21 protein-coding genes are annotated in these 22,730 nt (G+C 44.0%); 6 read left to right on the plus strand and 15 right to left on the minus strand.

The genetic code is table 11. The features are described 5' to 3' along the window. Positions 1–2 precede the first annotated feature (2 nt). The 12 genes from LEP1GSC185_RS13555 to LEP1GSC185_RS13615 form a co-directional block, all read right to left on the minus strand. The gene (locus LEP1GSC185_RS13555; protein WP_008595253.1) at positions 3–2,681 is read right to left on the minus strand and encodes a hypothetical protein; all 2,679 of its coding nucleotides are present in this window, start codon (positions 2,679–2,681) and stop codon (positions 3–5) included. 192 nt (positions 2,682–2,873) lie between these two features. Next, positions 2,874–3,254, minus strand: coding sequence for an ATP synthase F1 subunit epsilon (atpC, locus tag LEP1GSC185_RS13560; RefSeq protein WP_008596893.1), 381 nt, complete (start codon positions 3,252–3,254; stop codon positions 2,874–2,876). Between the two features lie 3 nt (positions 3,255–3,257). Continuing rightward, positions 3,258–4,661 carry a F0F1 ATP synthase subunit beta gene (gene atpD, locus LEP1GSC185_RS13565; protein ID WP_008593782.1) on the minus strand — a complete coding sequence of 468 codons (1,404 nt, stop codon included), beginning with the start codon at positions 4,659–4,661 and terminating at the stop codon, positions 3,258–3,260. 21 nt (positions 4,662–4,682) lie between these two features. Next, the gene (gene atpG / locus LEP1GSC185_RS13570; protein ID WP_008595754.1) at positions 4,683–5,543 is read right to left on the minus strand and encodes an ATP synthase F1 subunit gamma; all 861 of its coding nucleotides are present in this window, start codon (positions 5,541–5,543) and stop codon (positions 4,683–4,685) included. A gap of 13 nt (positions 5,544–5,556) precedes the next feature. Then, positions 5,557–7,071 (minus strand): F0F1 ATP synthase subunit alpha, encoded by a 1,515-nt coding sequence (atpA, locus tag LEP1GSC185_RS13575; protein WP_008594437.1) that lies wholly within the window; start codon positions 7,069–7,071, stop codon positions 5,557–5,559. After that, complete coding sequence (gene atpH, locus LEP1GSC185_RS13580) at positions 7,061–7,621, minus strand: ATP synthase F1 subunit delta (RefSeq protein WP_008595023.1); 561 nt, start codon at positions 7,619–7,621, stop codon at positions 7,061–7,063. The genes atpA and atpH overlap by 11 nt, the downstream gene beginning before the upstream one ends. Before the next feature lies 1 nt (position 7,622). Next, positions 7,623–8,150, minus strand: a complete 528-nt coding sequence (locus LEP1GSC185_RS13585) for a F0F1 ATP synthase subunit B (protein ID WP_008593936.1) — start codon at positions 8,148–8,150, stop codon at positions 7,623–7,625. A 2-nt stretch (positions 8,151–8,152) separates the two neighbouring features. Then, the gene (gene atpE / locus LEP1GSC185_RS13590) at positions 8,153–8,443 is read right to left on the minus strand and encodes an ATP synthase F0 subunit C (RefSeq protein ID WP_008595212.1); all 291 of its coding nucleotides are present in this window, start codon (positions 8,441–8,443) and stop codon (positions 8,153–8,155) included. Between the two features lie 45 nt (positions 8,444–8,488). Beyond that, positions 8,489–9,538 (minus strand): F0F1 ATP synthase subunit A, encoded by a 1,050-nt coding sequence (gene atpB / locus LEP1GSC185_RS13595; protein WP_008593812.1) that lies wholly within the window; start codon positions 9,536–9,538, stop codon positions 8,489–8,491. A 480-nt stretch (positions 9,539–10,018) separates the two neighbouring features. Beyond that, positions 10,019–10,264 (minus strand): AtpZ/AtpI family protein, encoded by a 246-nt coding sequence (locus tag LEP1GSC185_RS13605; RefSeq protein WP_008595471.1) that lies wholly within the window; start codon positions 10,262–10,264, stop codon positions 10,019–10,021. Beyond that, the gene (gene lepB / locus LEP1GSC185_RS13610; RefSeq protein WP_008597024.1) at positions 10,257–11,252 is read right to left on the minus strand and encodes a signal peptidase I; all 996 of its coding nucleotides are present in this window, start codon (positions 11,250–11,252) and stop codon (positions 10,257–10,259) included. Before lepB ends, LEP1GSC185_RS13605 begins: the two co-directional genes overlap by 8 nt. A gap of 106 nt (positions 11,253–11,358) precedes the next feature. Further along, a complete protein-coding gene (locus LEP1GSC185_RS13615) occupies positions 11,359–11,646 on the minus strand; it encodes a hypothetical protein (protein WP_008595633.1) in 288 nt (95 codons plus the stop codon). Between the two features lie 297 nt (positions 11,647–11,943). Between LEP1GSC185_RS13615 and LEP1GSC185_RS13620 the strand changes: the two genes are divergently transcribed. From LEP1GSC185_RS13620 to LEP1GSC185_RS13635, 4 genes are read left to right on the plus strand one after another with little or no spacing between them, the layout of a single operon-like run. Beyond that, positions 11,944–12,747, plus strand: coding sequence for an aldolase/citrate lyase family protein (locus tag LEP1GSC185_RS13620; RefSeq protein ID WP_008594733.1), 804 nt, complete (start codon positions 11,944–11,946; stop codon positions 12,745–12,747). Between the two features lie 3 nt (positions 12,748–12,750). Next, positions 12,751–13,302, plus strand: coding sequence for a TetR/AcrR family transcriptional regulator (locus tag LEP1GSC185_RS13625; protein WP_008595703.1), 552 nt, complete (start codon positions 12,751–12,753; stop codon positions 13,300–13,302). Positions 13,303–13,344: 42 nt separating this feature from the next. After that, positions 13,345–14,346: a magnesium/cobalt transporter CorA gene (gene corA, locus LEP1GSC185_RS13630; RefSeq protein WP_008596918.1), complete on the plus strand. Its 1,002-nt coding sequence runs from the start codon at positions 13,345–13,347 to the stop codon at positions 14,344–14,346. Between the two features lie 10 nt (positions 14,347–14,356). Then, on the plus strand, positions 14,357–15,055 hold the full coding sequence (locus LEP1GSC185_RS13635) for an SDR family oxidoreductase (protein WP_008595107.1): 699 nt from the start codon (positions 14,357–14,359) through the stop codon (positions 15,053–15,055). A gap of 193 nt (positions 15,056–15,248) precedes the next feature. Here the strand turns inward: LEP1GSC185_RS13635 and LEP1GSC185_RS13640 are convergent, their stop codons facing one another. Then, positions 15,249–15,989, minus strand: a complete 741-nt coding sequence (locus LEP1GSC185_RS13640) for a LytR/AlgR family response regulator transcription factor (protein WP_008595098.1) — start codon at positions 15,987–15,989, stop codon at positions 15,249–15,251. Next, positions 15,986–16,951 (minus strand): sensor histidine kinase, encoded by a 966-nt coding sequence (locus LEP1GSC185_RS13645; RefSeq protein ID WP_008596961.1) that lies wholly within the window; start codon positions 16,949–16,951, stop codon positions 15,986–15,988. The genes LEP1GSC185_RS13640 and LEP1GSC185_RS13645 overlap by 4 nt, the downstream gene beginning before the upstream one ends. Before the next feature lie 305 nt (positions 16,952–17,256). On the opposite strand from LEP1GSC185_RS13645, the gene LEP1GSC185_RS13655 reads away from it, so the two are divergent. Next, entirely contained in the window at positions 17,257–18,702 is a 1,446-nt protein-coding gene (locus LEP1GSC185_RS13655) for a hypothetical protein (protein WP_008594292.1), read from the plus strand. Positions 18,703–18,712: 10 nt separating this feature from the next. Further along, positions 18,713–19,447, plus strand: coding sequence for a FecR family protein (locus LEP1GSC185_RS13660; protein ID WP_008594510.1), 735 nt, complete (start codon positions 18,713–18,715; stop codon positions 19,445–19,447). A 61-nt stretch (positions 19,448–19,508) separates the two neighbouring features. Here the strand turns inward: LEP1GSC185_RS13660 and LEP1GSC185_RS13665 are convergent, their stop codons facing one another. Next, positions 19,509–22,718: an Ig-like domain-containing domain gene (locus LEP1GSC185_RS13665; protein ID WP_008593583.1), complete on the minus strand. Its 3,210-nt coding sequence runs from the start codon at positions 22,716–22,718 to the stop codon at positions 19,509–19,511. Positions 22,719–22,730: the final 12 nt, after the last annotated feature.

A 22,730-nucleotide genomic window follows, 5' to 3' on the forward strand; every position in this document is an offset into this window, starting at 1 on the left:
CGTCAAACGCCGATTTGTTTCATTAATTTCTTATAAAGTTCGAAATAGTCGGAACGTGAGAAGTCACGGATCATTTCATCAGGAAGATTACCGAGTAGCTCATCCAGATAGAGAAGAATTCGTTTCATCTCATCTTGAGTCGGAATTGCCTCGCTCGTTTCGGGTTCTTCCGTTGCAGCACCTGCTTGGCGAATCTCTTCTAAAGGAGAAAGTTCATCCTCGTCCGCATACTCGTCCAAAATAAAGTTCAGTTCCGGTTCCGGAGCCAATCTTTCTATAGTTGGAACAATCTTCTCTCCACCTATATTCTCTTCTAAATCCAAACCTGAAATCTGGATATCGTCTTCTAAAGAGCCTAACGCGTTTAAGTCGTTTGCTTCGGGTGGAGAAGATAATAATGCGTCTAAATCTTCGGAATCCACTCCTTCTGGAGCTTCGTCTGAGAGTAAGTTCCCTAATTCGTCATTGGATAATGTAATCGGTTCATCCGCGTCGTCTCCCAGATCCCAGTCAGAAGGAGCTGATACTGCATTCTCCTCCCCTGCTCCAAGATCGTTCAGATTCGCAACAGGTCCGTCCCAATCTATATCATAATCCGATGATACATCAGGCGTTCCAATGTCCTCCAACTCGTTGATAGGAAGAGAGATCGGTTCGTCCGAATCTTCCATCAGATCGGAGGAGGCGGTTTCCACTTCCGGCTCTTCTTCCAATAAATGCCCTAACTCATCTTCAGAGAGTGCAATAGGTTCATCTGCGTCAGTATCTAAGCTGAAATCTCCGAATTCTACCGGTGCGGCATCATCATGTTCTATAGGTGGAGCGTCCGCAAATATGTCCGCATCAGAATCTTCTTCTCCGGAAGATAGTAAGTCACCTAATTCGTCGTCAGAGAGTGCGATCGGCTCGTCCGCCTCTTCCGAATCGAAAGTGGATACGGATCCGTCTTCTCCTGCGAGTAAATTCCCAAGTTCATCATCGGAAAGTGCAATCGGCTCGTCATCTTCCAAGTCTGCGGAAAGATCTAAGGAAGTTCCGGCATGTTCTTCTTCCTCTTCCGTTCCGGAGGATAATAAATTTCCAAGCTCGTCGTCTGAAAGTGCGATAGGTTCATCTGGATCAGAAGGTTCAGAGAAAAAATCTTGCTCAGAAGTTTCTACAGGCGAGAAGTCTATATCCGCAGAACTTCCCAAAATATCTTCGTCGCTTGCAGAAGTGAAGTCTCCCAAGGATTCTTCGAACGCTTTCTCTTCCGACCTGGCATTATCTTCGAAATCTCCCAGATCTAATCCCGTATCTAAAGGATTTTCTTCTTCGTTCATTCCGAAGCTGTCAAAATCGGAAACAGGAAGAGAGATGGACTCTTCTTCTCCGCCGAATTCGTCTTTTGCTCCTTCAGGCTCCGAATCAAAATTAAAATCGCTTAGGTCTAATTCGGAAGAAGAGTCGTCCCCTTCTTCCATTCCAAACTCAGACTCTGCTGTAGGAGCTCCTACAGAATCAAGATCATCCATTTGGATGTTTCCGATCTCGTCCTCATCACCGGAGGATAATAAATTGCCCAACTCGTCGTCTGAAAGTGCGATAGGCTCGTTTGCCTCTTCTTCCATATCCAAGTCGGAAGAAGTATGTTCTTCGGATACGGAACCAAGATCCAGATCGCCGAAATCTCCCAATTCATCGAAAGAAGTTTTGCTCTCGGAAGAATCGCCATCTCCTCCTAACAAATGATCCAGTTCGTCTGTGGAAAGTGCGATATCCTTCTCTTCTTCCCCTTCGAAGTTAATATCCTCTGTTAATTCGGAAGAAGGTGTGGAAATATCTTCTCCGCCCAGATCTCCGAATCCTTCTTCTTCCATATTAGGACTAAAGTCCTCAGCCATTATATCGTCTAACTCATGTTCGGAGAGAGAGATCGGGCCTTCGTCGTCCGAAATTATTTCGTCTTCGAATGTTTTGGAACCGGATTCTTCCGGAGCGGAAACTTCTTCCTCGTCCATAGAGAAGTCCGCAAGATTGGAACCTATATCAATATTATGTAATTCGTCATCTGAAAGTGAAATCGGAGTTTCGTCGTCCAGATCCGTGTCGGAGAGTCCTACTACTTCGTCTTGGTCGGAAGAATCCCCTCCCCAATCGAATGGTTGATCGTCTGAATGGAATGCGGAAGAAGGGACTTCTCCTGGTTGAGAGAAATCTCCCAAGTCCAAAGAACCCAAATCTCCGAACGCTTCCTCTTGATTTTCAGAAGAAGAAGGAGAAGATTCTTTCCACGAAGGAGCGGAGGAAGAAGATGTTGGAGGAGAATTCAGATCGTCGTCAATATCTAGGAGCCTATCGATCTCCGCGTCGATCATTGGATCTGTCAGTTCGAAATCAAAGTCCTCGTCCAGATGGACAGATTCGTCCAGTTGGCTTAAGTCTGAACCGAAATCAGTTTCTTCCGGTTCGAAACTAGGAAGATCCTCCGGATAATCATCTCCAGAGGAAGCGAGTAATTCTTCAAAACCTTCGCTATCTAGAGAATCTCCCGGAACGGAATCGAAATTAAAATCGGAGGAATCGCTGTCACTAGCTAAGAGAGAATCTATTTCATCCAAGCTCATTTCACTCGGATCAAAATCCTCTCCACTTCCAGCCGGAAACCCCTCTCCCTCGTCTATCGTAAAATCGTCCGCCATGCTTCCTACAGTATGCTAAAAATCCGTCTGTCTAATTCGGAGGATCTCCTAAGTTGCAGGAAATACAATCCGAAAAAATTTCGAGAGGTCCCCTTATATTAGAGGGCCTCATCTTTTATATTGGGAAACTTCTTCGGACTTAACCGATAGAAGGTTCCCTTAATAATTTTCGGAATTTGGAACCCCTAAATATTAGCGGGAAGCCGCTAAAATTCGGGTTTTTGCTTTTAGGACGAGAGTATTTTTCTCGTTGGAGGCAGGAAGAGCTTCCGCTTCTTCTAGGGCTTTTTGAGCGGCGGCCAGGTCGATATCTTCTTTCAGGCTACCGTGATCCGTCAAAATCGTAACTTTATTGTCTCTTACTTCGAAAAACCCGCCTTCGATCGCGGCGATTTTGGTTTTATTTCCTTGTCGGACTTCCAATACGCCGATTCCAAGCAAGGAAACGAGAGAAGTATGGCCCGGATACACTCCGAAAAACCCTTCGCTTCCTGGCACGACGATGCTGTCCGCATCGCCATGGAAGAGTAGTTTTTCTGGAGAGATTACCGATACGTCTAGCTTGGCTGCCATCGATTATGCTCTCAGGTTTTTGGACTTCTCGATCGCGTCTTCTATGGTTCCTACCATGTAGAAGGCTTGCTCTGGAAGGTGGTCACAATTTCCGGCAATTAACTCTTTGAACGAGCGAACTGTATCGGAAAGTTTTACGTATTTTCCAGGAGATCCAGTGAATACTTCAGCTACGTGGAAAGGCTGAGAGAGGAACTTCTCGATCTTTCTTGCACGCGCCACCAGGACTTTATCGTCCTCAGAAAGTTCGTCCATACCAAGGATCGCGATAATATCCTGAAGATCTTTATAACGCTGAAGTATCCTTTGAACTTCACGAGCAACACCGTAGTGTTCCGCACCCAGAACTTCTGCGTTCATCACGCGGGAAGTAGAATCGAGCGGGTCAACCGCTGGATAAATCCCTTTGTCGGAGATCGCACGAGAAAGAACCGTAGTCGCATCCAAGTGAGCAAACGCGTTTGCAGGAGCAGGGTCAGTCAAGTCGTCCGCAGGAACGTAAATCGCCTGAACGGAAGTGATGGATCCCTTACGAGTGGAAGTAATACGCTCTTGAAGAGCACCCATCTCTGTGGAAAGAGTAGGTTGGTATCCAACCGCAGAAGGCATACGTCCGAGTAGAGCGGATACTTCAGATCCTGCTTGGGAGAAACGGAAGATATTATCTACGAAGAGTAATACGTCTGTTCCGATGGAATCGCGGAAATGTTCCGCCATAGTAAGTGCGGAAAGTGCTACACGGAGACGAGCACCAGGCGGTTCATTCATCTGACCATAACAAAGTACGGTCTTGTTGATAACTCCGGATTCTTTCATCTCTCTCCAGAGGTCGTTTCCTTCTCTGGTTCTTTCGCCAACACCAGCGAATACTGAGAATCCACCGTGTTGTTTCGCGATATTGTTGATCAACTCTTGGATAAGAACTGTCTTACCTACTCCGGCTCCTCCGAAGAGTCCTGTCTTTCCACCTTTGATATAAGGAGCGAGAAGGTCGATAACCTTGATCCCTGTTTCGAATACTTCCGTTTTAGGAGAAAGATCTTCGTAACTAGGAGCGGCTCTATGAATAGGCTTACGCTCTTTCACTTGGATAGGAGCGCCTTCGTCGACTGGTTCTCCCAGAACGTTAAAGATCCTTCCGAGGGTTGCGTCCCCAACCGGAACAGAAATAGGAGCTCCGGTATCGGAAACTTCCTGTCCTCTTACAAGTCCGTCAGTGGAAGAAAGAGCGATCGCTCTTACTGCGCTACCACCGATATGCTGCTGCACTTCGGCGATAATTTTTTCCTTTTTGCCTTCTACGACCGCGTCGATTTCAAGCGCGTTAAAAATTTCGGGCAGATGTCCGGACTCGAATTCGATATCCAAAACGGATCCGATGATTTGTTTTACTTTACCTTTGCTCATCCAAGTACTCCAATACCAGAACTAGTTTAGCGAGTCCGCACCCGCTACGATCTCCGAGATCTCCTGAGTGATTTTTGCCTGACGTATACGGTTGTAACCGCGGGTCAGGAGTTTGATCATCTCGGAGGCCGCGTCCGTTGCGGATTTCATGGCCACGCGCTTTGCGATCTGCTCGGAACAATTCGCTTCCAAGATCGCTTTTAAAAATGCAGTTTTTACGACTAAAGGAAGAAGCGATTCCAAAATATCAGCCGGGCTCGGCTCATATAGGACGTTAGAACCAACGTTAGCTTCTCCTTGTGCTTCGAACGGAAGAACCTTAGTAACCTCAGGCTCTTGGTTTGCGGAAGAATGATAAACTGTGGAGATAATTTCCACGGAATCCACTTCTTCACTTGCAAACAAACCTAAGAAGAAGTCCGCGAACTCTTCCGCTTCCTTGTAACCGGACTTGTCGTCGATATGTGTGTAGGATTTTTCTATTTTCTCTTTTGCGAATTGGAAATAGGAAATTCCCTTTTTACCTACGACAAAAAGTCGAACATTCACGCCCTGATCTTTCAATTCTTGGATGCGAGTTCTCGCTAAACGGATGGTCTTGGAGTTGTATCCTCCGCAAAGACCTCTGTTAGCAGTGATCACAAGAAGAGCGATCGAACGGATCGTATTCGGTTTTCTTAAATAAGGACTCTTTACTACGGAAGCAAGGGATGCAAGCGCTCCCACCAACTCTTTAATTTTGTTAGAGAATGGATGGGACGCGTTCACCCGATCACTCAACTTTTTGGATTTAGCCGTAGCGACCATTTCCATAGTTCGAGTGATCTTCCGAGTGTTTTTAACGGAACTGATCCGTTTCTTTATTTCCCTGGGTGTAGCCAAGATTTTTCTCCGCTTACTTCAGGTTCCTAACAAAGTCGGCTGCGATAGAGGCAATTACCTCTCCCAGTTTTCCTTCGTCCGAAATTTTCTTTTCGGTGCGAATTGCGTTCAATACCTCAGGTTGTTGAGTGCGAAGAACGTTTAGTAAATGTGCTCCGAACTCTCTTACCTTAGGAACTGGGACCTTGTCCATATGCCCTCTGGTTACCGCAAAAATTTCGACCACTTGCTCTTCTACAGGATAAGGGCTGGAAACAGGCTGCTTCAACATCTCAACGATACGATATCCTCTGTCCAACTGCGCTTGAGTTACCGGGTCTAAGTCGGTTCCGAGCTGAGCAAACGCTTCCAACTCCCTGAACTGAGCTAATTCCAGTTTCATCTTTCCTGCGACTTGTTTCATCGCTTTGATCTGAGCGGCGGAACCAACACGAGATACGGAGATACCCACATCCACTGCAGGACGAACTCCGGATGCGAACAAGTTGGATTGCAGATAGATCTGACCATCGGTGATCGAAATCACGTTAGTCGGGATATAAGCGGAAACCTCGCCCTCTTGGGTCTCGATGATAGGAAGCGCGGTCAAAGAACCTGCTCCGTATTTTTCGTCCAATTTAGCGGCTCTCTCTAATAAGCGAGAGTGAAGATAGAATACGTCTCCAGGATAAGCTTCGCGGCCCGGAGGTCTACGAAGTAGAAGACACATTTGGCGATAAGCAACCGCTTGTTTCGATAAGTCATCGTAAACAACCAGGGTAGCTTTTTTCTCATTATACATGAAGTATTCTGCGAAAGAACAGCCCGAATACGGTGCAATGTATTGCAAAGGAGCAGGATCTGCAGCAGTTGCGGAAACGACGATGGTGTAATCCAGTGCTCCGACCGCTTTTAGTTTTTCCACGATAGTCGCCACAGTGGAAGCTTTTTGTCCGATCGCTACGTAAACGCAGATAACTCCGGAACCTTTTTGGTTGATGATCGTATCCAGAGCGATGGAAGTTTTACCAGTTCCACGGTCTCCGATGATCAACTCCCTTTGGCCACGGCCTATCGGGATCATTGCGTCGATACTTTTGATACCGGTTTGAAGAGGTTCTTCTACCGGCTGTCTTTTAGAAATACCAGGAGCAGGACTTTCTACCGCACGAGTATGTTTGGTATTGATCGGCCCTTTTCCATCCAGAGGCTCACCGAGTGGGTTTACCACACGTCCGAGCATTTCAGGTCCTACCGGAACCTCTAGGATCTTTCCGAGTCTTTTTACGGAGAATCCTTCACGGATATTTTTGTATTCTCCGTAAATGATCACACCCACGGAATTGTCTTCCAAGTTGAATGCCTGACCGCGAACCCCGTTTTGGAATTCCACAAGTTCTCCGGCCATCACGTTTCTGAGACCGAAAACTCGAGCGATACCGTCCCCTACTTCCAGAACAGTTCCGACTTCTTCGACACCCAGATCTTTTTTATAATTTAAAATTTCCTGTTTGAGGACCGACGTAATTTCGTCTGTTTTAATTTTCATACACCACTCCGACCGGTAATTTGCTTTCCAGCAAGGTTTGCCTTACTTTCTTAAGTTGGCTTTTCATGGAAGAGTCGATCGCCAAGTCTTGGAATCTGACCACGAAACCTCCGAGAAGGCTCGGATCTTCACTTGCTTCCAAGATGAATTCCGATTTGAATCTTTCTTTTAATACGTCCCGAAGTTTGGAGAGAGAAGCCTCGTCCATAGCGGGATAACTTTTAACTTTCGCGCGAACTCTTCCTGCTTTACGATCCAATTCTTCTTTTAAAGCTTCGTGAATTTCGGAAAGAAATGAGAATCTTCCCCTGCGAAGAAGCACCTGTAAAAAATTCAGAGTGATTTCCGAAATTTTCCCCTGAAAGGTCTTTAATAGGACCGCTTCTTTATCTTCCCTTTTAACGGAAGGGGTATCGAAAAAATCGCGAAACTGAGGTTCTATTTTGAAAATACTTACAATAGAATCCAGTTCCTGTTCGGCTTCTTCCGGAGAAGAACTAGCGTCCGCAAATGCGGCCGCGTATGTTTTTGGGATCGCAGAATAGCTCATGTTACGCGCTCAGTTTCTTGATCTTGCCTAACTCGTTCTCGATAAAGGACTTATAATCGTCTGCTTTTAACTGTTTTTCCAGAACCAGGGCCGCGACTTGAACGGTCATGTCCACGATCTGTCCTTGGAGTTCTGCCAATGCTTTGGATTTTGCGAGTTCGATATCTTTCAGTGCGGTATCTTTGAGAGCCTTCACTTCTTTCGCAGCATCATCCAACATTTTGTTTTTCAGGTTAGTAGCGTCCGATTTAGCTTCCGCTACGATTCCGTTAGCTTGGTCTTTTGCTTGAGCGATTCTTGTTTCATAATCTTTCAGCAGAGATTCCGCCTCGGAACGTACGTCAGCAGCCTTACGAATATCGTTTTGGATGGTCTCAGCTCTTTCATCCAGAGCTTTGAGGATCACATCCCAAGCGAAAACTTTAAGGATAATAACGACTATCGTGAAGGTAATCAGGGTCCAAATGATCAGACCCGGATTAACGTCTAATAGTGCGCCTAATCCCCTGTCAGCTGCCAAGAGAAACAAGATTATTTACCTTCAGCCGGTGCGGAAACTTCAGTTTTAGCAGCAGATGCTTTGCTAACTGCTGTATTCAGAGTTCCACCTGCGAGGAACGCAATAACGATTGCGAACAGAGCCGCACCTTCGATAAGGGCTGCAGAGATAATCATTGCAGTTTGGATTTTTCCAGCTGCATCAGGTTGACGGCTGATTCCTTCAGCAGCAGAGCCACCGATTCTTCCGATTCCGAGTCCTGCGCCTAAAATAGCGAGTCCAGCTGCGATTCCTACTCCAATGTAACCTAGTCCGAATTCCATTTTATTACTTTCTCCTATTTGAAATCAAAACGCTTATAATTAAAATTAGTGCCTATGCATGCTCGAGCCCACGAAGAGCGAGGTTAGAAGTGCGAAAACGTAAGCCTGAAGGAAGGCTACGAACAATTCCAAGAAGTAGATCGCGGTAGCTCCGAAAACGGAGATTGGTGCCACTCCCCAAGATTGGAATTGGAAGATAAAGCCGAGTAATGCTAAAATAATTACGTGTCCAGCGGTCATATTCGCCAAAAGACGCACTGTGAGCGCGAACGCTTTCGCGAGCGGAGAAATAATAAACTCCAATGGCCACATCAGGATATACAGAGGAGCAGGAACTCCGTTAGGCACGGAATGAAGAATGAACTTCGGTCCTTGGTAAACGAATCCTGTTCCGTAGATCAGAAGTAATGTGATAAGTGCAAGAGTTACGGTAACAGAAACATCTCCCGTTACTGTAATACCATTCCAAACTTTTGCGATCCAGATAGGTTCGTGATGGCCAGATGCGGCATGTGCTGCTGCTGAAACTTCTTCTCCTGCATTAACAGATTCTATCCCGAGTTGGATCACTTCTCCCACCGGAGGAATGAGCCCCATCAAGTTACAGAATAGAATGAAGAAGAATAACGTGAAAATATAATGATAATAAGAATGTCCGTGACCGTCTGTATTTGCGTCCACTACATCCTTTTTTAAGAAACTGATGAAAGCCTCGACCGCGTTAGCAAATCTGCTTTGTATCTTTAATGGATTTTTTGCGATCAGACGAGCCGCAGGAATAAACACAATGAGAAGAAGGAAGGAAACGATCCACATCATCGTAACACGACGAGTGATGTGAAGATCGATGCCGCCTACAAAATGAAATCTATGACCTGTGGAATGATCTACGAAGATGTTTTCTGCATGAGGATCAAAACCTTCATGACCTTCGAATACTTTTTTTCCGCCCACGTTAAAAGGAAACTCTGCATGGTCCATCAAGTGGTGAACCAAAACCTCGTTCAGGTCGAAAGGTTTAGAAGCTTCTCCCTCGGAAGCGAACAATGGAAGTGAGAACAATAATAATGCGGTTGCGAAGATTTGTTTCAACATACTTGTAAAGGATCCTCTCGTAAACGACAGGAAGAAAGAGTTTTGGGAGCACCACCCAGGGTTCTATTTCCCGCAAAGTACCTTTAAAACGTTGTTTAAGGCGTTTTAAGGGGTCACCTTGCGAATACCAATATTAAAAGGTTGGCGAAATGGGCAATAAAAAAACCGATCACAAAACCTTCTCGTTCGCCTCTCCAGATAAACAGTACTAAAACGGCTAAATGAATAAAGAAAGACAGAACAGTCGTTCCAAATTGGAATAAAAAACCTTCTTTGGAATGCTTCCAAAGTAGATAAAACCTAAAATTATAAATGAAAATAGATACTATAAGAGATATTACAATTCCCTTCCAGAATCCCTGGACTGCCACTTCATAAAACCGGAAGCAGAACCCAAGGATAAGAAGAAGTACAGCAAAGCCTAAATAGTACTTTTTAGGTTGTAACACACCGTCTGAGTCTTTCATTCCCAGAACGGAACTATTCCTTTTTGTCGAACTGGGAAACTCTGGTGAGAAGATAATAAATCCCATAACCGAATCCGAAAATCGCCCCGAACAGGATCCCAAAAGGAGACCAACCGAAACGTCCGTCCAGATACCTTCCTATAAAAACGGAAGCTATGATGATAAAAGCAAACTCTGTCCCCACGCTTGCAAGCTGCCATGGGGAAGCGTCCTTTTTTTCGGGAGGTTTTTGGTCAGGTTCTTCCATTCTATTATTCAAGTACGGTTCCGATACGATACCAACGGACCTGCATCCTAGGAATTCTGTAGAATATAGTGCTCTTGAACCAATTCATATTAGAGCCTACATCTCCACATTTCGATCTAAATTCTTCCGGATCGTACTTTTGGGCAGAGTCCCCGTTTTGGCCTAGGTCTTCCGCACTTTTGTAAGCACATACATGGTCTTTCCAGTTGATGGAAAAGTAGATCAATGCTGCCTTCCCGAGTATATTGTCCCTAGGAACAAATCCCCAAAATCTGGAATCGGAAGAATTTGTGCGATTGTCTCCCATCATCATATAATGATCCTCGGGAATCACACAACCTGTGACTTGGAAACATTCCGCGTCTTTAAATTCGTGGGTATAAGGACGAGTGTTCCCCTCGATCACATAATGTTCGAAGCCTGGTTTCTTTTCCTTAAAAAGATAATATTGGACCGCTGCGTCATCGTCCAGGTCGTCGAATAAATTTCCTTTTTCTTCGTCCTTAAATTCGTAAGCGGAGAAGTCGGTCTTTCCTTTTTCCATATATTCTATTTTGCCATAGACTGTAGGAAATCCGTCTCTTTCATGTAATACCTTTACGATCCGAATCCTATCTCCAGGAAGACCGATCACTCTTTTTACGAATCTTTTTGGGAACCAACCCTCTTTCTCTTCGGGGGAAACCGCTCCATCGGGAGGAATGAATGTTACGATATCTCCTCTCTTAGGGTCATCGTATCTTTTGAGTTCTATATCCGTAAAAGGTAGCCGAAGAGAATATCTCATCTTATTTACGAATAGAAAATCCCCTATCTTAAGAGTGGGGAGCATGGACCCCGATGGAATATTGTTCGCATCCAAGACTGAGGATTTAAAAGCTAAAACTAATAAAACGATAAAAAAGAAAGAGAGAGTTGAATCTACGGATTCTTCTCCAAAGATTTCCTGGATCCATGTAGGAAGTTTTTTCAAAAAGGTACTGCCCTTCGGCTGGTTCATAGGTCTATTGATACCGGATCGGTATTTTCCGTCAATACGGAAGATTAAAGCCGACTTTCGTCTCTTCGGGTTCACATAGAGAAGACAGAGTCCACGGAGAATGGATTTACATGCCGCCTGTTTCAGTGACTATATAAGTTTCGACTAGATTATCGAAACAGAATTTCTCGACCCCACCTCCGCCTGCGTCAAAATACCTAGGATTGTCTCTTACTATAAAACAATCTGCTCCGTCTGCATCGATGCACGATTGAGTTTGAGCTACACAAAAAGAATAGCTAACAACTGGATTGGATTTTTCCTTCTTTTTTCCTTTTAGCTCGTCTATGTCCTCCCCAGAACATTGGAAAAAGAGAAATAAACTAAGGATCGGTATAGGAAGTTTTTTGAGCATTGAGATTCCGGTTCAAATGTATCTGCGTAAACCTATCAGATCGATGTGGCCGGAAATAAGTTCCATCTTCTTCTCCACTTTGCGGATTGGTGTGAAATTTGGTCTTATTTTTTGCTCTCGCAAAGGCGCTAAGACACGAAGGGTTTACGTACGCAACCCCGCGAGTGATCGAACCGGGGTCAAAAAATCGTTTTTGCGATTTTTTGACCGAAGGTGAGAGCGCGGTCCGAAGGACGCGGCCCGACCTTTTTTCCTAAAAATCCTTACTGTTTTTTCGAAAAGGACGATATTAGAAACGTGAAAGAGCAGATAGACCGCAAAATTATCGAACTTCGCCGCCACCTGATTTCTTTGAAACAGAGCTATCCTATCGTAGGATTAAAAGGAGGCACGGAAACGGAAGATATGGATTCGGACGAGATCCGAGCGCTCCATATCGTGGCTAAAGATTTGGTTCCGGTCACTGTTAAGATCGGCGGGCCTGAAGCAAGGACCGATATCCGTATGCTGGTGAAAGAGGAGATCGAAGGCATTTCCGCGCCTATGATCGAATCTTCTTACGCTCTCAAAAATTTTATTTCTACTCTTAAAAGTATGCTTAGTCCTGTGACTTTTTCCAAGGTCACTAAGGCGATTAACCTGGAGACTATCACAGGTTATAAAAATATGTTGGAGATAGCGGACTCTAGTGCATTCGAAGATCTGGATCAAGTGACTGCCGCCAGATCCGATCTTTCCGCTTCTATGGGAATGATCCCAGATGATAAGGAAGTGATGAAAGTCACTCGCACTATCATTGCGATCTCGAAAGACAGGGGCAAAAAAACCTCCGTTGGTGGAACGATCACTAAGCAGAATTTCAGAAAGATCGCGGAAGAGATCCGTCCTGATAAGATCAACTCCAGACATGTTTGCGTGGACGCTATGAAATCTTTGGAAAAATTTCCGGAGGAAGTAGCGGAAGTTATGCTCCAATTCGAGATCGAATTGTATGATCTGTTCTCTTTATTAAAACCTGAGAAGGCCTACGGTTATAAGAATAGAATGGAGACCAATCGTGAAAGGATCGGATCCAGAAAGGTTCTCTATTCTATTCGGTAAACAATGGCCAAAGATACAAGAGACCTAATCTTAAGAACTTCCCTCAAACTATTTTCTGAACAAGGGTATCACGGCTCTACCATGAGACAAATCGCTCAAAGAGCCGGTCTGTCTTTGGGTCTCGCTTATCGTTATTTCGAGTCCAAGGAATCCATTTTAGAAGGGATCATCGAATCGCATGATACGATCCTAAAAAAATATCTCCCTGAAAAATTGAACTCTATGGAGAATAGAGCGGAACTTATCCAATTTTTGGGCGGACAGATCATCAAGTTAGTGAAGGAGAACGAAGAATATCTCCGTCTGTATTGGAGTCTTATGCTCCAACCTAAGATCCATAGATTAAAAAAACGCAATATTCATTTGGTAAATCTGATCTTTTACGAAAACTCCAAAAAGATCATCTTGGCTTTAAAGCCGAACTATACGGAATTCGAGGTAAAAAATCTCACCTCTGCAATCATAGGTTATATGATCAATCATTTGACCAACAAGAGGGAATTTACTCTGGAAGACTTCCGAGCGTATATAGTTTACGCGCTGGAGAACACCTAAACTCTGCGGGTTCTCGGAAATGATTCGTATTAGGACAATTTGATGATACGTTTTCTTTCCTTCCCCACCCCCAAAATAAAAAACTCAGTTTCTAAAGCGGTGACTCGGAAAACGGATCTCGCGTTCTTGAAAAACTTTTCACTGAAGAGAACTTTGAACAAAGAAAAGGTTTGGATCGATGTAGAAAATCCGACCTCGGAAGATCTTATCTTTTTATCCAAAAACTGCGGATTTCATGATCTTGCGATAGAAGATTGTGTGAATAGGAACCAAAGGCCAAAGTTCGAAGACTATGAGGATCACGCATTTATGGTCCTTCACAGTTTCAGATCGGAAGGAGAACAGTCCTTTTCCACTACTGAAACGCATGTGTTTTTCAATCGTAAATTTATCGTATCCGTGCATGAACATAAGGAACCTCTGATCGATTCTCTTTGGAATCGGACTCTTACGGAACAGAATTTTTCTTCCAAGGGGACTGATCATGTTCTCTATCTTTTATTTGACCTTTTGGTGGATTCCAATTTTCCGATCTTAGATCAAATCTCCGAACAGATCACGGATCTGGAAAATCAGATACTGATCAGCGAAATACAGCCCGACTTCATTACGAATATTTTATATGTAAAAAGAAATCTAGTCCGAATGAGAAGGGTCCTCTCTCCGCAAAGAGAAGTGTTAAATCTGATCATGAGACACGAGGATAAATTTCTCTCAGAGAGGGTACGCTTCTATTTTAGGGACGTATACGATCATTTGAGCAGGCTTGTCGAAACCATCGATATGGATAGGGACCTAATCGGAAACTCTATGGATGCTTATTTTTCTTTTCTTTCCCAAAAGACAAACGATATAATCAAGCGTCTGACCCTGGTTTCTATGATATTTATGCCTCTTACTTTCTTAACCGGGTTTTTCGGGATGAACTTCACGGAACTTCCTTACGGGAGTAGACTGATTCTAACCACTTCTCTCGGGACAATGCTCACAATCCCTGGGATCATGATCTTATATTTTAAATATAAAAATTGGTTCAAAGATTAGTCCAAGTCTTATGGACAAAAAAATTGCAATCGTAACCGGCGCGAGCCGTGGCATAGGCGAAGAAGTTTCTAAACAACTTTCCAGATCAGGGATCCATATCATCTGCGCTTCCCGCAAAAAGGAAGACTCCGAAAAAACTGCATCTTCCATCAGAGAAGATGGAGGCTCCGCGGAAAGTTTTTCAATTGATGTTTCCGATCCTAATTCCATCCGAACTTTTCTGGTGGAAGTTCTCTCCAAATATCCTAAGATCGACATTCTTGTAAATAACGCGGGAGTATATCTGGATAGCGGCTCCATCGAAAATACTACTTTAGAAATGTTGCAAGGAACCTTGGATACAAATTTGATCGGCCCTTTTCTTCTTTCTCAAAAAATCCTAAGCGTAATGAAAAAAAACGGTTATGGTAGGATCGTAAATGTAAGCTCAGGAATGGGACAACTCTACGATATGAGTTCAGGCTATTCAGCATATCGTATTTCCAAAACTGCGCTGAACGCTCTAACACGCATTCTTCATTCCGAATCTTCAGGAAAAGATATCAAAGTGAATTCAGTTTGTCCTGGTTGGGTAAGAACGGACATGGGAGGCAAGTCTGCGACTCGTTCGGTTGAACATGGCGCCGAGACGATTGTTTGGGCGGCTCAATTAGATAAGAATGGGCCGAGCGGGATTTTTCTGAGAGATAAGAAAGAAATTCCTTGGTGAGAAGAGAAGGTACGTTTCCCGGTATGTAGGAACTCCCACAATGCCTTTTTTTTCCTTGCGGCAGGGATACGCAGGGGAAGTCCGATCGCAGCCCCATTTGCTTATGCAAAAGTTTTTCTCGCTTCTTGATGGGCGCTGCGAAAGGACCGAAGCCCGAAGTAGCCCGGCCTGAGCGAAGCGAAGGGCCGCCCCCTCATTTCCCGAAGAGACTCTTCACTCCTTCCACAAATTCTCTTCCGACAGGAAGGTTGGTCTCGTCTTCGTCTTTCAGATAAATTGTATATGCACCACCCGCTTGGGATTTTGCTGCGGAGACAAGGCTCCGATTCACCATATGTTTTCTATGTATCCTTAAAAAATCAGTCTTAGGTAGTTCTTTTTCCAGATCGCCCAGCAGTTTTGCCGTTTCATAATCTCCGTCCTTGGTATGAAGAACGGAACGTTTGCCGTTGGCGGTGAGATAATATAGATCCGCATACAAAACCCTATGGATCAACCCTCCATCACGAAAAACGAATACTGGATCCGGCTCTCCACTTGCCCTGGAATTGGAAATCGTTTTTAACTGTAAATGATGAAGCGCTCTTTCCATACATGCGGAAAATCTTTCCTTCGTATACGGTTTCAAAAGATAATCGCAAGCCCCTACCTCGAATGCTTTGAGAGTATGCTCTCGATAAGCTGTAGTGAATACCAGTATCGGAAGATTCTCTCCTATTTCCTCTAAGACCTGTAGCCCCGTTTTTTCGGGAAGATTGATATCCAAAAACACCAGATCGAATTTTTCTTTTTTCAAAAGATCGATTGCCTGGGAGCCTGTTCTTGCTATCCCACCCACTTCGAACTGAGGCCAACTTTCTAAAAATTTACGAAGAAGGTCCCGAGCAGGCACCTCATCCTCTATGACTAAAACCTTATATAGCACGCTATTCATCTTGATGCGAATTCCAATCTTAATGTGGTGATTCCAAATTTATCTTTTTCTAATTTAAGTTCCGCTTCTCCGAAATTATACTCTAACCTGGATTTTATATTGTTTAAGGTGCGAGAAAATTCGGATTTTTTATACTCTGGTAACAAATGATGTTCTTGTTTTTCGTTCCCGTTATTTTTGATCTCTATTTTTATTCTTCCAAAACTTTCGGTGGCGCTAATTTCCAATATCCCCGCTTCGGAACGATTCTCCAATCCGTGTTTAAAACTATTTTCGACTAATGGCTGCAATGTGAGTGGGGGTATCCTAAGCCTGGAAAAGTCTCCCACTTTTTTAATATTGATCGTTAAAGAATCCGAAAATCGGATCCTTTGCAGTTCCAGATAGTTTACCGTAAAGTCCCACTCTTCCGAGAAAGGAATAGTTTTTTCGAAAATCCGATCCGATAAAAATCTGTATGTTTCCGAAAGTAAAATGAGTGCGTTATCCGCTTTTTGCGGATCAGTAACTAACAGGGAATGTATGGTGTTCAAAGTATTGAACAGATAATGAGGGTCCATCCGATTCTGAAAGGTCCTGTATTGGATATCCTTCAGTTCGCTTTCCATCTTTTTCCTTCTTTCAATTAGGATCTGCATGGATTTTTCCAGAAAGGAAATGAATAATGCCAGTATTAGGCTGCTTAAAAGAATATTATATGATCCTCCGTGAGGCCTTTCGACTCCTTCTCCAGCCAATAATAGTACATGAATGATCCCGCCTGACGCGACTCCTAGGACGGATGCGATCGCAGAAGCGACGACTAAAAAAGCTCCCGTAAAGAAAGCTCCTCTGTTCATTCGATTCAGGAATTCCACCGAAAACTCCACTATCGAACATACACAATGTGTGGTTACCTGTGTGGCCAAGAACACTTTCCAAAAAGGTGCCTTAGAATTGTGAGCGACTAACAACGAATTCATCGTGCCGATCACCGTATTTATGGTTAACCAAAACAGTATTTTAAAAGTACGCATAGAAAGAATGGTCGAAAAATTTTTTCCGTTTCCGACTCCACTGATCCCGTATTCTTTTAACCCGTCGATCCCCTTTTTACAATCTTATTCCAGGGAAAGTATCGTTTATTCCAATCGAATAGAAACTACAGAAATCGGATCGACCCGTTTATTAATTAGAAAGTCTGGTAGACAGGAGAGTAAGGATAGGTTTATCTAAACGAAATTTTTTCTTTACGACTTTTGTCGGCAAGTAATCGAGGGGGACCTCTTTGAAAAAGACATCTATTCGAAAACTGATCACCGCTGCATGTTTTATTATGGGATCCGTACATTTATCCGCTGAGGAAATAGTTACCACTAAGAAAGACGAACCGGACGGCTTTTACGGTTTGAAGATTGGCGGTATCCTCTCCCCTTCTTATAACCAGAGAATGAGAGACGGAGGTTCCGGTCTTACTAACGCATATCCGAACGAGGAACCCGGCTTCTCCACTCCTTGGACACTTTTGACCATCAATAAAGAATTTAAAGAAACAGGGGTCAGCTTGGAACTATGGGGAGAATTATTACGTTCTGCCCAAGTAAGCGCAGATACTAGAATGGATGGGGGAGTAAAATCTAATCCTTATATTTTAGGGATCAGAAGGGCTCTTATCCGCAAAACCTGGGAAACAGGGTTAGGAGAATACTCGCTAACGTTCGGTATGCAGGAACTCCCACATACTTATACCCAATGGAAAAATTATTGGAGATGGAGATATGTGGATAAAGGACCTCTTGAAAGTCTGGGATTCGCTCCTGCTCCCGCCGATATCGGGTTAGGTGGGACCGGAAAATGGGATAATAATATTTCCGCTCAAGTAATTCTTTCCAACGGAGAAGGTTACAGGCAGACCCAGAATACCGACTCCACAGGTTTCGATCTTTCTTCCAGACTCTCCTACGAGCCTAAGATAGGCGATGAGAACAGGATCGGTCTTCATTTCTTTTATAGATCAGCTAACTTAACAGGTGCTGCTTCTTCCGATTGTAAAGAAGGAACGGCATGTCTTGCGTCGGATAATAATCCTTCCACTTCCCTCAGAAAGGATGTTCGTTCCCTAGAAAGTGACTCTTATGCGGTGGAGGCTAATTTTGATCGTAAAAAAATTCTTAACTTCGGACTTGGATACGTGTTCAGAAAACAAAAAGGCGGAGAAGTCAGAGACGTTTCCAAACCGTTCGGTGCGGTAACCCCTGGATTAGATTCCACCGGAACTGCTGCTTACGCCTGGTTGTCTTTAGGATGGGGAGATTTTAGGATCGTGGGTAGATTAGAAGGCGGAAGTGGAAGAGACGGAGTTCTCGCCGCGAACCGAACTCAAATCAATCAGGTCATGCCGGGAAGTCCCGAATCGGATTATTGGAATATTCAAACCAATACCGTAGGGCCTTTGGTAAATTCCTCCGGTTATTCTGTTCATTCTTCGTTCAGAAGAGGTTCCGTATTCGCAGAATGGAATATTACGGATTCTTTACGTGTTTCCATTGGATACACTGAATCCAGGAACAGAGATAAGGACGGAGACAGAGAACAATCCTATGTGGACGGGTCCGGAAACGAAAGGACCAAAGCGGAGTATTTACAACAATTCCAAGGCGGTGCAAATAATGGGATCGTATCCTACGGCCGCCTGACCAAAGAGTTAACACTTTGGACCACCATCGAATTTTAAGGAGAAATTTATGAAACTAAGAGTGTGGATGATCTTAAGCTTAATGCTTTCCATCGGTTCCTTGGTTTTAGTGAGCCAAGAAAACAAAGAGAAGGACGCCAGGGTTTCCTTTCTGATCGGAAAAGTTCAGTTACAAAAAGGCGGCAAGGGAAGTTGGAACATTTTAAAACAAGGGGATTTGGTTTCCGAAGGAGATATTGTTTCCACCGGTAACGCTTCTAAAACCACCCTACTTTATAAAGGTTCCGAGTTTAAAGTATTGCCGAATACTAAACTGAAGATTTCAAGTCTGTACAACGAATCCAAAGACGGTAAATTAGAAGTGCAAAGCGGATTTGCCTGGTTCCAACTCGTGAACCTAAAAGGTAAAAAATTCGAGGTCAGCACCCCTACTACCACTGCGGGTGTGAGAGGAACTGCTTTCTCCGCATTCCATGATCATAAGTCCAAGGATTCTTCCTTCTGCACCTGTGAAGGTAAGGTCTTAATGAACGGGACCGGCGATCCAAAAGACGGAACCATGCAGGAAAAAGGAAATGGCGGTTATTATCCGGGAAGCGGAGAAGAACCTAAAAGAAGTTCTTACGAAGGGATTATCGTAAAATTTAAATCTCTTCCTCCTTTCAAGGACCTTATGAAAAAGAATATTTCCTTAAAGAACTGTTTATCTTGCCATACTCCTCAAGGCTGGACTCCGGAAGACTCCGTTCCGAGCGATGAGACTTACGGCGGAGGAAAAATGTAAATCTTTTATAAAGATTTTGGAATGTATGAGAGGCTCGGGATCCCGAGCCTCTTTTTTTGTCCTAAGGGCAGACAACCGTAGAGGCAGGATTAGAAGCCGCTGCTCCTTGAAATTGTAATGCACCGAATAGATATGGATAAGGCTCGGAGCCTGGAGTTACGTTATAAGTTTTCAACATAAGATTATCAGTATCCGCCTTTATATTACATGTAGTATTATTCGTAGGATGGTATAAAGAACTGATCGTCAACGTCCTAGGCAAAGGTACCTGTCTTAAAACGTTATTTACCAAAGGTACAATCAAAGAGCGGATCAATGGATCCACCACTTGGAAAATCCCTTTCGGATCTAAACCGAATGGATTGAAAGTATTCCCTTCCAAAATATCCAACGTGTAAGACATCTTACCAACGTCTTTGTTCAGTACTAGTTTTAATGCATTGAGTTTATCGTAAGTAGTGTTCCCGGTAGGATTCACAAATGGAACAAAATCAAAAACTCCATCCGCCTTGATACTTACCCTGGCCTTATTTAAAAGATATCTGCAACTATTAGCGGCCGTGTCCGCCGCCGCACTACTACAAATTACAGGAGAAACATCCGTCCCGATATTGGTTCCATTCGGTCTTCTTCCAAAAATCCTTAATTCCAGATCCGTAAAGTTAACCACCAATGTAGGTTTCTGAGCCGCAGTTCCCACCCATTTGAATTCGCCGTTCGGCGCATGGATCGCATACACATCAATGTCCACATCATCCGTAGAATTCACGCTACGAATAAGCTTAGTAGGATCGGTCGGATTCAATCCGTTGAGCGGGCGCCCGGGAGATAATACGTTCATCAAAGTTCCAACTTTTACCAACTCTTGGGTCAATTGAAAAAGAGGATCGTCTCCCGCATAAGCAACAATCGTATCTATAAACTGGCGATTGATCCTTAAGTTCAATGCGCCATTCTGCCAGAGACTAAAAGCAGCTTGTGTAACCGTGTCTGCCGTTAGGGTTAGAAGTAAGCCAGGGTTTGCGGCGCTATTATTAAACGCATATTCTCCGGTTAGAGCCTGGGTCGTAGGCACAGGCCGAGTACTCACAAAACCCACTGCACCGCCTTGGCCGTGATAGTTTGGATTTGTATTAAGAAGCCTACTTGCAGCAGGAGTAACCAAACCTAGATCCGCAGAAGCAACTACGGCTTTATTCGATCCACTCATTCTAACAACCGCATCCGGCTCCACTTGTAATTGAAGGCTTAATGGGAAGTTTGCCAAAGGAGCAGGTAAATAATTCGGAAGAGTAATATCCAAACCAGGAGTTTTTAAAGATTGAACTACTGAGTTCAATGCCTTAGGAGCTACTCCTTGGATCACGTCGCCTAACATGGCTTGGGTGATCTTAGGAGCAAGAGCTGCCACCATGCTATTAGCCAGATCGGTTCCGATGGAAGTGATCAGGTTTGCCAGCCAAGAACCGGAACTTCTTTGTACGATATCGTGAGTAGTAAGATTTACCGCCCACTCCGAAACATAAAAATTTCCCGTATCCGGATCTGTTGGAGAGAATGGAGTTTTGATTTGGATCACGAAATTTCCATTACTATCCACGCTGGAGGTGGTGCGTGCTTTTGCGGTACGCACCGGTTTCACAGTCACATTATAGTTCAGATCGGAAGTCATACTAAAGGAGAATAAGGTCCCTGCACAAGAACCGGCAAGCCCGCAGAGAAACCCGCCGATATCTCCTTGGTTCCTAGCGACCACTATAAGTCCGATGGTTGCAGCCTTTCCTCTCAAGGTGACTCCCAAATCCCCGTTTCCGTTAACTTTCAAACATGCTTTTATGTTCTCAGTTGCATTCGTAATATCTAAATTATTACAATCCTTTGTAGTACTCGCGCCAACAGTAGTAGGGATATTCACGCTTGTGATATATACATCCACGTCGAAGTTCATACAATCGCTTAAAGGAGGACAGCCGTATCCTGTAAACGCTCCTTGGTTACTTCCCGTTCCGTTCGGCCCACAATACCCGTCCTGAAAAGTAGCGGAAGTATAATCACTCGCATCTCCGTAACTTCTGATGAAGTTGAAAGAGTCGTAGTTCATACAATAACCGGATCGTTTTGAACTCGCTGTAGGTGAGTTCGAGAAGTTTGCGAAAGTTTTAATCCCGTTATCGGCCGGATCTTTTATCCTAAAATCCCCTCTAGCAAAACGTTCCAAGACTCCGCCAAACAATCTTAAAGTCTGAGCCTCGTCCAAAACCGCCGCGGCTCCTTTGGTTAGAATATTATAAGGATTAGAATTTACTTTTCCGTAATTAAAGCCGAAACTTCTTTGGAATAACTTACCCGCAGAGTTAGTGATCTCGAATACGTAGGAATTCCCGCCTTGAAAAGGTTTTAGTCCGTCCGGCAGACCGTTCAGATTTAAAGAAGAAGCAAGTGCATTCGTCATATCGCAAGGAACACTAGGAGCGTTACATATATCGTAAGTAACCGAAGAACCCATATGTTTCATCTTAATAGATTTAATATAATTCGTGCCGGCAACCGGGTTTGTAAAACCTGCAGTCAAGTTCATCGCTAAGGTGCCGGGAAGTGCATCCGCAAATGTAAGATCGTTTACAGTATTACCAGGTCCGACGGATTTTCCGTTCAAACTCATAGTGATATAATAATCGGGCTCGGTAGTGAACTCTACTGTATAAGCGGTTAACGTTCCTCCTTCGATCCCTTTGGCATCGGAGGTTAAAGATAATTGGTAAGTGGTATTCGATTTAAGTTCCCTATATGGATCAAAGATCAGCCTTCCTCCGGACTTCCAATAAAAGACTCCTCCCTTACTTTCTGCAACGGGAGAACTAGGACCAGGTAGGGCAGCAAAACTGGAAGGGCCTGTTTTTTCTCTTAAGGAAAAACTGGTGAATACGGTGTTCCGATCCATAGGCTCGGAAAAAACGATCTCTAAACTTTTATAACGATCCACCTGATCAAATGAGGCAAGATTTAGCGCTGCCTGAGGACCAGTAGTGCCGAAATCCACCGGCAAAGTTGCCGGAGTATCAGTCTCGGTATAGTTGATATTATTGACGGTTTTAGGAACGGAACCGCCTCCATCTACCGGGATCCCGATAGAACTAAAGAATGAATCTAGAACTCCTCCTCCCTTTTCGGATTCCTTACAACCCGAAAGTATAGGAAGGACCGCCAGACAAGTTATAACAACCGTCCGTTTAATATAAATTCTATCTCTTTCACCAAATCCGGTAACCATCTTTTATTTCTC

This window comes from Leptospira licerasiae serovar Varillal str. VAR 010 (assembly GCF_000244755.1).
In the GTDB taxonomy this organism is placed as follows: Bacteria; Spirochaetota; Leptospiria; order Leptospirales; family Leptospiraceae; genus Leptospira_B; species Leptospira_B licerasiae.

Coding starts and splice junctions, on each gene's coding strand:
- LEP1GSC185_RS13555 (WP_008595253.1), bottom strand. CDS start 2,681: ATGGCGGACGATTTTACGATAGACGAGGGAGAGGGGTTTCCGGCTGGA.
- atpC (WP_008596893.1), bottom strand. CDS start 3,254: ATGGCAGCCAAGCTAGACGTATCGGTAATCTCTCCAGAAAAACTACTC.
- atpD (WP_008593782.1), bottom strand. CDS start 4,661: ATGAGCAAAGGTAAAGTAAAACAAATCATCGGATCCGTTTTGGATATC.
- atpA (WP_008594437.1), bottom strand. CDS start 7,071: ATGAAAATTAAAACAGACGAAATTACGTCGGTCCTCAAACAGGAAATT.
- atpH (WP_008595023.1), bottom strand. CDS start 7,621: ATGAGCTATTCTGCGATCCCAAAAACATACGCGGCCGCATTTGCGGAC.
- atpE (WP_008595212.1), bottom strand. CDS start 8,443: ATGGAATTCGGACTAGGTTACATTGGAGTAGGAATCGCAGCTGGACTC.
- atpB (WP_008593812.1), bottom strand. CDS start 9,538: ATGTTGAAACAAATCTTCGCAACCGCATTATTATTGTTCTCACTTCCA.
- lepB (WP_008597024.1), bottom strand. CDS start 11,252: ATGAACCAGCCGAAGGGCAGTACCTTTTTGAAAAAACTTCCTACATGG.
- LEP1GSC185_RS13615 (WP_008595633.1), bottom strand. CDS start 11,646: ATGCTCAAAAAACTTCCTATACCGATCCTTAGTTTATTTCTCTTTTTC.
- LEP1GSC185_RS13625 (WP_008595703.1), top strand. CDS start 12,751: ATGGCCAAAGATACAAGAGACCTAATCTTAAGAACTTCCCTCAAACTA.
- corA (WP_008596918.1), top strand. CDS start 13,345: ATGATACGTTTTCTTTCCTTCCCCACCCCCAAAATAAAAAACTCAGTT.
- LEP1GSC185_RS13635 (WP_008595107.1), top strand. CDS start 14,357: ATGGACAAAAAAATTGCAATCGTAACCGGCGCGAGCCGTGGCATAGGC.
- LEP1GSC185_RS13640 (WP_008595098.1), bottom strand. CDS start 15,989: ATGAATAGCGTGCTATATAAGGTTTTAGTCATAGAGGATGAGGTGCCT.
- LEP1GSC185_RS13645 (WP_008596961.1), bottom strand. CDS start 16,951: ATGAATTCGTTGTTAGTCGCTCACAATTCTAAGGCACCTTTTTGGAAA.
- LEP1GSC185_RS13660 (WP_008594510.1), top strand. CDS start 18,713: ATGAAACTAAGAGTGTGGATGATCTTAAGCTTAATGCTTTCCATCGGT.
- LEP1GSC185_RS13665 (WP_008593583.1), bottom strand. CDS start 22,718: ATGGTTACCGGATTTGGTGAAAGAGATAGAATTTATATTAAACGGACG.